The following is a 12,410-nucleotide window of genomic DNA, read 5'->3' on the forward strand; positions in this document are numbered from 1 at the left end:
TTATTTGTTCGGCTCTCTTTATTGATTGCTAGCTTTATCGTCAATTGCCAATAGAGCATTTTAGTATATAATTTTATGCAGGAAGCAACTCGTCAGGAATTTGAAACGCTATTTTACGCTCATCATAAGGAGCTATGCGGGCTTGCTTTTAATATTGTGGGAGATACTGACGCCGCTAAGGATATTGTTCAGGATGTATTTTACAAGCTTTGGAAAAATCGCGAACAGGTAGATTTCCGGCAGAAGATGAAGCACTACCTGTTTAAGGCTACCTCTCATACCGCTCTGAACCACATCAGGTCTAACAAGAAAATTGTGAAACTGGAGGATGAAGCTGCTATGAGTGAAATTGCAGCTCCGGCAGAAACTGATGCCGCCGCCAGCACTGAGCTTGAGATAAAGGTAAGAGAGGCAATTGACAGGCTTCCGCCTAAATGCAAAACCATTTATCTGCTTAGCAGGCATGAAGGCATGAAGTACAAAGAAATAGCAGAAGCATTGGAGCTTTCGCAGAAAACAGTCGAAAACCAGATGGGCATAGCTTTACAGAAACTAAGGGATGAGCTTAAGCCGTACTTAACGCTCAAATCGCTGATATGGATTCTTCTGGCTGGTCTTGCCTGGCTGCTTCTGATGTAAAATATAATTTAAATGCTTGGGGGTATATGCGAAATAGTGTGCTATAAGAACAAAAGTGGCTTTAATCGCTTCTTGATGTTCTGTTCACATAAATTATCGCATCATGAGAAATATGGTTTTTGGAGTAATCGCAATAATTATTGTAGTTTTAGTTTCGTCATGTGCTTCTTCTACATGTCCGGCATATTCAAAATATTCGCCGCAAAAACAGGTAAAAATTAAACGCAGGTAAACAGGTATATTTTATAGAACACGCAGATGAAAGAGGGTACTCCATATTGGGACAGGTTTGCAGCTTACCTTTCAGGTGACCTGAGTGATGCTGAAAGGGAAGAGGTGGATCTTTGGATTAAATCTTCGCCTGAGCGTCAGAAGGAATTTGAAGAAGCCAGGCAAATTTGGCAGAATTCCGGTATAAGGTTGGAAATGCGGGATGCTGATACTGTCGAAGAGTGGGGTAAATTGCAATCACGAATTAGTGAGAACCCCCCGGAGTCTGACACGGTACAGGTGACAGGGAACTACAGTTTATGGTTCAAGATAGCTGCTGGTGTTGTAATTTTGGCCGTCGCTCTTTTTATTCTATGGCCTGTGGAGAAGATGATCGACATCCATGCAAAAGGGGAGGTTGTAAAAGTTTACCTGCCCGACAGCAGTAAAATATGGCTCAATGTGGGTAGCACGTTGAGTTATCCGGAAGATTTTGGCGTGGAAAACAGGAGAGTCACCCTTTCTGGGGAAGGTTATTTTATTGTACAGCCTGATAGCCTGAAACCATTTATTATAAAAGCTTCACTAGCTTATGCCCGTGTGCTGGGTACATCTTTTAACGTTAAAGAAGACTCTGCAGGAGTAGTGCTGACCGTGGCCGAAGGTAAGGTGAGTTTTTCTTCTGTAAAGTCTAAAAATAAACAGAAAGTGGTGGTGACTGCCAAAGAAAAGGCTGTGGTGACTTCTGATGAGGGACCGGTTAAATCACCAAATTCAGATGCAGGTTTTGCTGCATGGCGGGAGCGAAACAATGCTGCTTACGATCATGAAAAGAATAATCCTAAAGAATACCTCGTGAGCAGGTACAGTTGGGAAAAGAATAAAATTAACATGTCCGTGATCGACGGTAGGTTAGCTAATAAGGCAGACCTCGCGATATATACGGATATTGTTTTAAATGCGACCTACACCAAACCCAACGGCAAAACTTCGACCACGACCTTTACTTTAACCGATAAGCTGATGCCGGGCGAAACACTGAACTATCAAAAACGCCTGCTCGATATTTTTACCGATACCCAAAAGGTAACTGTTGAAATTGTATCGGCCAGGACAGTAAGTTCTGCAGATTTATAGTGCACAGTGTAGTTAGGTAGAAACTATACGCTTGTACCGGAAGGTATACCATCTGCATCTATGAACTGCACCTGTCTTCTGGGGTAAACCGATATGATTTTTCCTTTATACTGGTCTTTGTTAAGCTCTTCGGTTATTTTAAGGATCAGTTCACTTTTCCATTTCCTCCTTTCGCGAACCCCTACCAGGTAACGAACCACAACGTTAGTCCATGAGTCGGTTAAAGAAACGTATATTTCCGGCTTGTCGGCTACATTATGGCTTAAGTTGGCCCTTTTCAGGATTCTAGAGTATTTCTCAGAGGGTATTTTCATGTATTCTGCCAGTAAACTGGTAGCAACATCACCAATGGCCTTCATGGCAAGTTTAGTATCTGACTCATTGGCAATACCTATTGCCAACTCATCCCATACATAGGAGAAATCACGCGTCAGGTTCACCACCGTTCCGGAAAGGATCTCATTGTTGGGGAATGTGACCAGCCTGCCGGTTGGCTGTTCGGCCTGAACAAAGCCCTGCCTGTAGGGAGCACCTATTTCCCATACCGTAGTAGTAAGAAAATCAATTTTATAAACGTCACCAAAAACTTCTCCGACACTTACCCGGTCGCCCACACGGTAATATCCCTGAAACGAATTCTGCAGCCAGCCGGTAAAGCTTTCTATTGGCGTCTGAAGTGCCCACGACAGTGCCAGACCTACCAGACCCAGCGAACCTATGAGGGCACGTATGTCACCGGCAACTACACTCACCGCAACACCAATGGCAAACAGCCAGATAGAAATGGTCACCAAAGTAATGATGGCATAGCCATTCTTCCATTGGCCGATAACCTTTGATAAACCTCCCTTGACCAATTTTACCAAAAGCCAGGCAACAAATAGAGTGACCAGGGCTACCAGGAATTTGGGCAAATTGGCGTAGAAACCACGCCATATATTTGTTATGGTTACAATAGCTTCATCTTTGGCTGCCTCAGTAAATTCCGGCTGTTCATCGGCAAGGCTGTCGGCAGGTGTTTCTATGCTGTCAGCCGCGACTATAGGTGCAATGGCGGTGTCGCTTTGTGTATAACCGGCCTCTCCCGGCGCCAGGACAAGCAGTAGAAATCCGGTAATAGCCACGGCTACCAGAGTCGCTTGCTTAAATTGCTTAAGCCGGTTCTGCGCACCTTTTACCGTTGACCCTCTCTTTTTTCGATTAAAGGTCTTTCTGGTCAGGCCTCTGCGACCGCGGTCAGCTTTTGCATAAGTGCCGTGTAACTGCTTGTCATGGATTGACTTTTTACTCCCTTCTTCCTGATCATATGGGTTAAACTTTGCTGGCATATTTCAGTAAATTGGCTATGGTTCGTACAAATAACTATCTTAAAAAGGCATTGATGCCATAGATTGTTTTCGGGAGGTTAATGAAATAGATTATGGAATTACCTACCACTGGCAGGCCTATCAGTGTTTTGTTCAGGCATAAGGGTAGCTGGGGGCTTGAACTAGTAGTTAAGCAGAACCAAACAGTAGCTTTACTAAACTCCCAAAAGTTTGGTAAAGCTTCCAGGTCAGTAGTCGGATAGAAGTATTTTCGATCAAACCTAAAACCTATGGAGTAAATAGATTGGAAAGTAAAGCAAGTAATGTGAAACTTGCCACTGAAAATCAGTAAATCGCACTTGTTGTTATATTATGGGCCTTTGCTACTGCTTTTGCCGATTGCTATTAACAACTCCCTGTCAGCAAAGAGGTGAAAATTTTTGGGTCACTCCGGAAATTCCGCTTGAGCCAGTATTTTGAAGTGTAGATCCTAGGGTACAAAAAAAGTCTGCCCCTAACAGAAGCAGACTTTAGTATTTCACTAGAGTATTTCTTATTTAAATGCCGGAATCCCGGTAATCTCAGCTCCAAGTATAAGCAGGTGGATATCATGCGTACCTTCGTAAGTTACAACAGACTCCAGGTTCATCATGTGGCGCATCATCGGGTATTCACCGGTTATACCCATACCACCGTGGATTTGCCTGGCCTCCCGGGCTATGTTGAGTGCTGTCTCGACCGAGTTTCTTTTTGCCATGGAAATTTGTGCGGTGGTAGCTTTACCTTCTTCCATCATTTTACCCAGTTTCCAGTTTAGCAACTGGGCTTTGGTAATTTCGGTAAGCATTTCAGATAGCTTCTTTTGTACGAGTTGGAAAGAGCCAATAGGTTTGTCAAACTGGATTCTTTCCTTTGAATATCTTCTGGCAGAATCGTAGCAGTCCATGGCAGCGCCTATAGCACCCCACGCAATACCATATCGGGCAGAGTCAAGGCACATCATTGGGGCTCCGAGTCCGCTCTTACCAGGCAACAGGTTTTCTTTAGGTACCTTTACGTTATCAAATACCAACTCACCTGTGCAGCTTGCCCTTAAAGACCACTTGCCGTGGGTTTCGGGGGTGCTGAAACCCTCCATGCCACGCTCTACAATCAAGCCGTGGATACGCCCTTCTTCATTTTTTGCCCAAACTACAGCTACATCGGCCTTTGGTGAATTGGAGATCCACATTTTAGCGCCGTTAAGCAGGTAGTGGTCACCCATATCTTTAAAGTTGGTCACCATGCCGCTGGGATTTGAGCCGTGGTCAGGCTCAGTGAGCCCGAAGCACCCGAGCCATTCGCCGGAAGCCAGTTTAGGCAGGTATTTCTTTCTTTGCTCCTCAGAACCAAACTTATAAATAGGATACATTACCAGTGACCCCTGAACAGAAGCCGTAGATCGCATACCTGAATCACCGCGCTCAATCTCCTGCATGATCAGTCCATAAGAAATATAGTCAAGGCCACCGCCTCCGTACTCCTGCGGTATGGTAGGTCCGAATGCTCCGATGTCGCCAAACTTCTTCACAATCTCGTAAGGAAAATGCGCATTCTGGCACCAGTCTTCGATATATGGAGAGATTTCCTTCTTCACAAAATCCCTGATCGAACCTCTTATTAATTTATGCTCTTCTGTCAAAAGGTCATCTATCTGATAAAAATCCGGAGACTCGAACAAGTCGTTGGAAGATTTACGTTTTGCTTCTTCTTGGGCGGTATTCGTTGTCATCAATTATCTATAATTTGGGTTATTCAGTTTTAAGTTTCAAATTTACGCAACATTTAAAGATTTACCATTTATTAAGAGTCAATTTCGCTGTTATTTGTTTTTTAAAACGTTTGAAATTGATTTTCTGATTATCAGGTGAAATCCAGTAAATTACATTTAAAAACAGGCTATAAAGTATATGAATAAATCGGAAATTGATCCCAAGATCCTGGAGCAGATCAAGAAGCTTGAGGAAAAATACGAGGTAATGGGCCAGGACCTTTCTTCTTACCTGGATGGCCTGTTGTACTCAGATTACCTGACTTATTGGGATTACATTCACCTGGATACCCTTTTGAGCCTTCAAAATCCTAAAACAGGCCTGAAAGATGAAATGATATTTATATCCTATCATCAGCATACCGAAATATTCTTTAAACTTATTCTATGGGAAATAGACCAGATAGCTTCTGAACCAAATATTACTGAGGATTACTTTTTGACCAAGTTGGAGCGAATTAATCGCTATTTTGGCATATTGGAAGATTCTTTCTCAGTGATGATAGATGGTATGGACAGGGAGCAGTTCCTTAAATTCAGAATGTCGTTGCTGCCTGCCAGTGGTTTTCAATCTGCCCAGTACAGAAAAATTGAGATTTGCTCTACGAACCTTTACAATCTGGTAGAATATGACTCCAGGAAAAAATTGTCTGATGATGATCCGGCAGAGACATTGATGGATAAGATCTACTGGAAACGAGGGGCTACTGAACTGGCCTCAGGAAAAAAGACGCTTACCCTAAAGCAGTTTGAAGAAAAGTACCTGGAGGAGTTCATCAAGCTGGCGGAAGAATACAAGCCTAAGAACATTCTCGAAGTATTCAGAAAGAATTTCCTGGATTCTGATCGCAAAGAAGAGATCGTAACGGCTATGCGAAAGTACGACCTGGCAGCTAACGTGCTTTGGCCTTTGTCACATTACAAATCTGCCGTGCGATACCTGCACAAGGACCCGGACGATATTGCTGCTACCGGAGGAACCAACTGGCAGAAATTCCTGCCACCCCGTTTTCAGAAGATAGTATTTTTTCCTGAGCTTTGGTCCTCAAAGGAAATCGAAGAGTGGGGCAAAACCTGGGTTATGAAAGAAGTCTTTGATAAATAGCATTGCAAAGCACTCCAAAACAAGCATTTCTCCGTATATTAGATGTAAAATATTTGCATTTTTTGAGGTTTCTAATCGCTTATATCGCTATTGGCTTTTTATGTTGTTGTCATATTGTATCTGCGCAGCATACGAGGTATACCTTTCACGATGAGGAGAAAAACCACCTTAAGGAGATCTATCACGTGAAAGATACCATTACCAATGTATTGGATGGTAAATACATGTCGTATTACATCAATGGCAATATTGAGTCGAAGGGGCAGTTCACCAATAATGAAACTACCGGCCAGTGGGAGTTTTACTACGAAACCGGCAAACTGAAGATGCGTGGTGATCTTACCAATAATTCAAATAATGGTTATTGGGAGTACTTTTATGAGAATGGGCATAAAAGCATGGAAGGTGAGATCAACGACCAGCAGCGGCAGGGGGAGTGGAAAATTTACTATGAAAGTGGAGCCTTAAAGGAAAAAGGCACTTTTACAGATAACAAAAGGGAAGGCCACTGGATTGAGTACTTTGAAGACGGAGGTACAAAAGGCGAGATCACCTATGATTACGGCAAAGGCAGGTATACTGAATATTATCCAACCGGAGAGAAGCGTGCCGAAGGCCCTAAATCAGATACCCGGAATGTCGGCATCTGGAAGTATTATTACAAAGACGGCACACTACAAGCTGAAGGCCAGTATCAAAACGGGAAAAAGTCAGGTCTCTGGAAGTATTATCATCACAACGGAGCACTCATGGCGGCAGGCGAGTTTCAAAACAGTGAGCCTGACGGCAAGTGGGTATATTATCATGAAAACGGAGCCGTCAGTTCTAAGGGAGCGTTTGTTAATGGCAAGAAGGATGGCTATTGGGGATTGTTTTATGAGGATGGTTCCCTCAAAGGAGAAAGTAACTTCGAAAATGGCAATGGTATTTACTCCGAGTATTACAAAAGCGGCAAACTAAAGGTGAAAGGTCCTATAGTGGATGGCAAAAACCATGGCCTGTGGAAATATTACTATGAAGGAGGAGACCTGGAAGGGGAAAGCAAGTTTGTAAATGGACGAGGAGAGTACTATGGTTACTATCCTGATGGCTCACTTCAGACCAAAGGTATTATTGAAGACGGAAAGAAAATAGGGAAGTGGGAACTCTATAAGAACGATGGCTCATTGTCTGGTTATTACAAACCTATTTACGACAATAACCTGATCAAAAAAGAGGACCTTGAGGAGATAAAGGGTACCACCAAAAAATATGGAGTTGCTGATTTCAGGTTCCGGGGCAGAAGGTTCAGGTACTTTCAATCCAAGATCAATGAATTTCAGGGAGTGGTTGTGAATGCAAATCCTTTCTTTTCATTCATCGGCCGGGTACCTATAGGTATGGAGTTCTATTTACAGGAGCGGCTGGGGCACGAGTTTGAGTTTGAGGGTATTCGCGATCCATTCTTTGCCAGGGACAATGATATACCACTTGATGAAATTTACAGCAGAGGCTATGGAATAGCCATAAAACAAAAATTTTACAATCCGGGCGGAGAGTTCGGCCTTTGGTATTTTGGTCATGAGGTGCGGTTTACCAACCTGAGCCACTTTGCCAATGTAAGCCATGTACTGATCCCTGACAATGTGGTGCGGGCAAGTGCCAGTGAGCAGAAGATCGAATATTCCGTGCTTTTGGGTTACCGCCTGATGCAGAGTACGGTAAGCTCCGGGTTCACCGCAGATACCTTTGTGAGTGTGGGAACCGGCTATAGAAGTTTTGATGTTAGCGATACATTTGAGGATGCATTTTCTGATCTTCCACAAAATAAAATGCCACTGGCTTTTAATTTTGGACTTAGCCTGGGCTATACCTTCTCCTTTGGGGCAAGGGGGAAAAAATAACTTTTAAGGATAAAAACCTTACACATTGAAAAAAACACTTGATCTCAAGCTAAGGCCCGAGGAGGCTTTTGACGAAGACAGATTCAACGAAGTAATACAGAGAAAACTAAAGCCGGGAGCCAACGCCGGGGTCAGGGTCGTCAAACGATCCATAGATGCACGCCAGGCAACTGTCTGGGTAAGGGTACAGGTAGAAGTGTACCAGAATGAGCCACTTCCCGAGCTGATCAGTTACAGGAAAGAATACCCTGATGTTTCTGCAGCAAAACAGGTGATTATAGTAGGGGCAGGCCCGGCCGGTCTGTTTGCTGCCTTAAGATTGATAGAAAAGGGTATAAAACCCATTGTTCTGGAGAGGGGAAAAGATGTCCGCTCAAGGCGAAGGGACCTGGCAGCCATAAATAAAGACCATGTTGTAAACCCCGATTCAAACTACTGCTTTGGAGAGGGTGGTGCAGGAACATACTCTGACGGCAAACTTTACACAAGATCCAAGAAGCGGGGTGATGTGCAGCGTATACTGGAAATATTGGTAGCACATGGTGCCCGGCATGAGATCCTGTACGATGCCCACCCGCATATCGGTACCAATAAGCTGCCACAGATAGTAACAGCCCTCAGGGAAAGTATCCTTGAGGCCGGCGGGGAAGTGCGCTTTGACTCTAAAGTAGTAGATCTGGTACTCACCGGTGATGAGCTTACCGGAGTAAAGCTGGCTGATGGAGAAGTGATAAAGGGAGAAGGTGTTATCCTGGCTACAGGCCATTCTGCCCGGGATATCTTTGAACTGCTGAAATCGCGAAAAGTAGCAATAGAAGCCAAGCCATTTGCCCTTGGCGTACGGATAGAGCATCCTCAGCAGCTCATTGATAAGATCCAGTATAGTTGCGAAAATGATCGAGGTCCTTATTTGCCGGCTTCATCTTACGCGTTGGTCAATCAGGCTATGGTCAATCATACCAAAAGGGGTGTATTCTCCTTCTGTATGTGTCCCGGTGGTTTTATAGTGCCTGCGGCAACAAGCCCCGGAGAGATAGTAGTCAATGGTATGAGCCCTTCGCGGAGAGATTCCCGTTTTGCCAACTCAGGCATAGTGGCTGCAGTTGAGCTTAATGATCTCAGACACCTGCAAAAATATGGCGAAATGGCTGCTCTTTACTTTCAGAAGGAGATAGAGCAAAAAGCCTGTGCACTTGCCGGTGGAAAACAGACCGCTCCGGCGCAGCGAATGGTCGACTTTGTGGAGAACCGTATTTCTACTTCCCTTCCTGATACTTCATATCAGCCGGGCATACTCTCAATGGATATGAAAGAAGTGCTGCCTTACTTTATTGCGGAAAGCCTCAGGCAAAGCTTCAAAGCTTTTGGTAAAAAAATGAAAGGTTATTACACCAATGAGGCTCAGATCATTGGCGTAGAAAGCCGTACTTCATCTCCGGTGAGGATTCCCAGAAACAAAGAGACCCTTGAGCATGTTGGATTAAAAAGGCTTTACCCCTGTGGAGAGGGCGCCGGATATGCCGGTGGGATTGTGTCTGCCGCTATGGACGGAGAACGTTGTGCAGAAGCATTGATGAGCCAGTATTTGAAAGTTGAATTTTAAAAACACCCTCAACTCAGTGTTGCAGGGTCTTGATACGATATGAAAAAAACAGCGATAATAGGAGCGACGACGAATCCGGGAAGGTATGCCTACCTTGCCGCCCAGCTATTGACCAACCATGGACACGAGATAGTGCCAATAGGCATCAAAAAAGGGGAGGTTTTCGATAAACAGATCCTTGATATCAGGGAAAAACCACATATTGAAGGCATTGATACCGTAACGATGTACATCGGCCCTCAGAACCAGCCGGAGTGGTATGATTACATCCTGAGTCTGAAGCCAAAACGCATCATTTTTAATCCGGGTACCGAAAATTATGAACTGGAAAAGCTTGCCCATCAGCAGGGTATTGAGACTGAAGAAGCCTGTACCCTGGTAATGTTGCGTGTTGGGAATTATTAGCATACCGTGAACAGTCAGGAAGTATAACTATCAATTGCCCCCCATCATTACCTGCTGTTACAAGCTGTTTTGGCCTGTTGCCCTGACTATTTTCCCGAGGGCTTTTAGCCGGGTGTACAACCATTTGCCTTTCAATTAATTATCAGAGAAATGAGATCAAAAACCCTATTGAAATATATGTATTTTGAATAGGATTTAAAGGGTGATTTCTGCCTAAATTAGTTGATAATAAACCAATAAAAACCTTAAAAAAAATCATTAATTATTGTAGTTTTGGGAGACCTTAAAATACCCTGGTCCATGGAATTTTACAGGTGGTTTTCTTTTCATCCACATTATAGGGATTCCAGTCTTTGGTGGCAGTGTTTTAATAAGGAATATATTTAAAGTTTATGAGCGATAAAGAAAATAAGAAGGAATATTCGGCAGGTAATATTCAGGTACTAGAGGGCCTGGAGGCTGTAAGAAAAAGACCTGCAATGTACATTGGTGACGTAGGTGTCAAGGGACTTCATCACCTCATCTGGGAGGTAGTGGATAACTCAATAGATGAAGCACTGGCCGGTCATTGTGACGAAATTTCCGTTACCATCAATGAAAATAATTCAATCACTGTTTCTGATAACGGTAGAGGTATACCTGTTGATATTCATACGAAAGAAAAGCGCTCTGCACTTGAGGTAGTAATGACAGTGCTCCACGCCGGTGGTAAATTCGATAAAGATACTTACAAAGTTTCAGGAGGTCTTCACGGTGTAGGTGTATCTTGTGTTAACGCTTTGTCTACCGACCTGAAAGCTGAGGTACATCGCGAGGGGAAGATATATGAGCAGGAGTACAAAATAGGGGTGCCACAATATTCGGTAAGGGAAATAGGAACGACCGATAAAACAGGGACAACCATCACTTTCAAGCCTGATGGCAGTATTTTCACCGTTACAGAATTTACTTACGATACTGTAGCTTCAAGGCTTCGTGAGCTTGCCTACTTAAATGCAGGTATCAGTATCACGCTGCAGGATATGCGTGAGATGGATGATGAAGGCAAGCCTAAGAGCGACCTCTTCCATTCGGAAGGTGGCTTGAAAGAATTTGTTGAGTACCTGGACAGTACCAGGGAAAAACTGATTCCTCAACCTATTTACATGGATAGTGAAAAGGGTGAGATCCCCGTTCAGGTGGCTATGAGCTACAACACCTCTTACAGTGAAAATGTAGTATCCTATGTAAACAACATCAATACCATTGAAGGAGGTACACACGTTGCTGGTTTTAGAAGAGCGCTGACCAGGACGCTGAAGGCTTATGCTGATAAATCCGGTTTGCTTGACAAAGTAAAGGTGGATATCAGTGGTGATGATTTCAGGGAAGGGCTTACAACTGTAATTTCCGTAAAAGTGGCTGAACCTCAGTTTGAAGGACAGACCAAGACCAAGTTGGGTAACTCGGAAGTAAGCGGAGCAGTGGATACCGTAGTGGGTGAAATGCTGAACAATTACCTTGAAGAGAATCCAAAAGAAGCCAAAGCTATTGTTCAAAAAGTGATCATAGCGGCGCAGGCGCGGCATGCAGCCCGCAAGGCCCGTGAGATGGTGCAGAGAAAGAACGTACTCAGCGGTACCGGCCTGCCCGGTAAACTGGCTGACTGCTCGAATAATGACCCTACCGTAAGTGAGCTGTACCTGGTGGAGGGAGACTCTGCGGGTGGATCAGCCAAGCAGGGACGAGACCGAAACTTCCAGGCTATATTACCGTTAAGAGGTAAGATCCTTAACGTTGAAAAGGCTCAGGAGCATAAAATATACGAAAACGAAGAGATCAAGAATATGATCACTGCGTTGGGGGTGAGTTTTGGTACAGAGGATGACGACAAGGCCCTGAACATGACCAAGCTTCGATACCACAAGATTGTAATTATGACGGATGCCGATGTGGATGGTAGCCACATTCGTACCCTTATCCTGACTTTCTTTTTCAGGTATATGCATGCCCTTATCGAAAAAGGATATGTGTATATTGCATTGCCTCCGCTTTACCAGTTGAAAAAGGGTAAGGATGAGCGATACTGCTGGACAGAAGATGAGAGGGTAAAGCTTATTCAGGAAATGGCTGGAGACGGTAAAGAAGAGTCTGTAAGTGTACAAAGGTACAAAGGTCTTGGAGAAATGAACCCCGAGCAATTATGGACAACGACCATGGATCCTGAAAACCGAAGCCTTAAACAAGTGACTATTGAATCTGCGGCAGAGGCAGATCACTTGTTCTCCATGTTAATGGGTGATGAGGTTGCACCACGTAGAGAGTTCATTGA

General features: G+C 44.0%; 9 protein-coding genes. 7 read left to right on the top strand and 2 right to left on the bottom strand.

Going from position 1 to position 12,410, the window contains the following annotated elements; translation table 11 throughout:
* The first annotated feature begins 75 nt into the window (after window positions 1–75).
* Both E1163_RS08325 and E1163_RS08330 read left to right on the top strand, forming a co-directional pair.
* On the top strand, window positions 76–639 hold the full coding sequence (locus E1163_RS08325) for an RNA polymerase sigma-70 factor (RefSeq protein ID WP_155170978.1): 564 nt from the start codon (window positions 76–78) through the stop codon (window positions 637–639).
* A 258-nt stretch (window positions 640–897) separates the two neighbouring features.
* On the top strand, window positions 898–1,986 hold the full coding sequence (locus E1163_RS08330) for a FecR domain-containing protein (RefSeq protein ID WP_155170979.1): 1,089 nt from the start codon (window positions 898–900) through the stop codon (window positions 1,984–1,986).
* Between the two features lie 23 nt (window positions 1,987–2,009).
* On the opposite strand, the gene E1163_RS08335 is transcribed toward E1163_RS08330, so the two are convergent.
* Complete coding sequence (locus E1163_RS08335) at window positions 2,010–3,314, bottom strand: mechanosensitive ion channel family protein (RefSeq protein WP_155170980.1); 1,305 nt, start codon at window positions 3,312–3,314, stop codon at window positions 2,010–2,012.
* A 532-nt stretch (window positions 3,315–3,846) separates the two neighbouring features.
* Window positions 3,847–5,064: an acyl-CoA dehydrogenase family protein gene (locus E1163_RS08340; protein ID WP_155170981.1), complete on the bottom strand. Its 1,218-nt coding sequence runs from the start codon at window positions 5,062–5,064 to the stop codon at window positions 3,847–3,849.
* Between the two features lie 178 nt (window positions 5,065–5,242).
* Here E1163_RS08340 and E1163_RS08345 point away from each other — a divergent pair, with 178 nt between their 5' ends.
* From E1163_RS08345 to gyrB, 5 genes are all read left to right on the top strand, one after another.
* Window positions 5,243–6,208: a tryptophan 2,3-dioxygenase family protein gene (locus E1163_RS08345; RefSeq protein ID WP_155170982.1), complete on the top strand. Its 966-nt coding sequence runs from the start codon at window positions 5,243–5,245 to the stop codon at window positions 6,206–6,208.
* 62 nt (window positions 6,209–6,270) lie between these two features.
* On the top strand, window positions 6,271–8,091 hold the full coding sequence (locus E1163_RS08350; RefSeq protein WP_155170983.1) for a toxin-antitoxin system YwqK family antitoxin: 1,821 nt from the start codon (window positions 6,271–6,273) through the stop codon (window positions 8,089–8,091).
* A 25-nt stretch (window positions 8,092–8,116) separates the two neighbouring features.
* Window positions 8,117–9,694 (top strand): NAD(P)/FAD-dependent oxidoreductase, encoded by a 1,578-nt coding sequence (locus E1163_RS08355; protein WP_155170984.1) that lies wholly within the window; start codon window positions 8,117–8,119, stop codon window positions 9,692–9,694.
* A gap of 39 nt (window positions 9,695–9,733) precedes the next feature.
* Window positions 9,734–10,099 (top strand): CoA-binding protein, encoded by a 366-nt coding sequence (locus E1163_RS08360; protein WP_155170985.1) that lies wholly within the window; start codon window positions 9,734–9,736, stop codon window positions 10,097–10,099.
* A 392-nt stretch (window positions 10,100–10,491) separates the two neighbouring features.
* A partial coding sequence (gyrB, locus tag E1163_RS08365; RefSeq protein WP_155170986.1) for a DNA topoisomerase (ATP-hydrolyzing) subunit B occupies window positions 10,492–12,410 on the top strand: 1,919 nt, incomplete at its 3' end.

The organism is Fulvivirga kasyanovii, from assembly GCF_009711405.1.
Classification (GTDB): Bacteria; Bacteroidota; Bacteroidia; order Cytophagales; family Cyclobacteriaceae; genus Fulvivirga; species Fulvivirga kasyanovii.

Bases quoted from the DNA above. Each gene is read 5' to 3' on its own strand.
- E1163_RS08335 (WP_155170980.1), bottom strand. From the start codon at position 3,314: ATGCCAGCAAAGTTTAACCCATATGATCAGGAAGAAGGGAGTAAAAAG.
- E1163_RS08360 (WP_155170985.1), top strand. From the start codon at position 9,734: ATGAAAAAAACAGCGATAATAGGAGCGACGACGAATCCGGGAAGGTAT.
- E1163_RS08340 (WP_155170981.1), bottom strand. From the start codon at position 5,064: ATGACAACGAATACCGCCCAAGAAGAAGCAAAACGTAAATCTTCCAAC.
- E1163_RS08345 (WP_155170982.1), top strand. From the start codon at position 5,243: ATGAATAAATCGGAAATTGATCCCAAGATCCTGGAGCAGATCAAGAAG.
- E1163_RS08325 (WP_155170978.1), top strand. From the start codon at position 76: ATGCAGGAAGCAACTCGTCAGGAATTTGAAACGCTATTTTACGCTCAT.
- E1163_RS08330 (WP_155170979.1), top strand. From the start codon at position 898: ATGAAAGAGGGTACTCCATATTGGGACAGGTTTGCAGCTTACCTTTCA.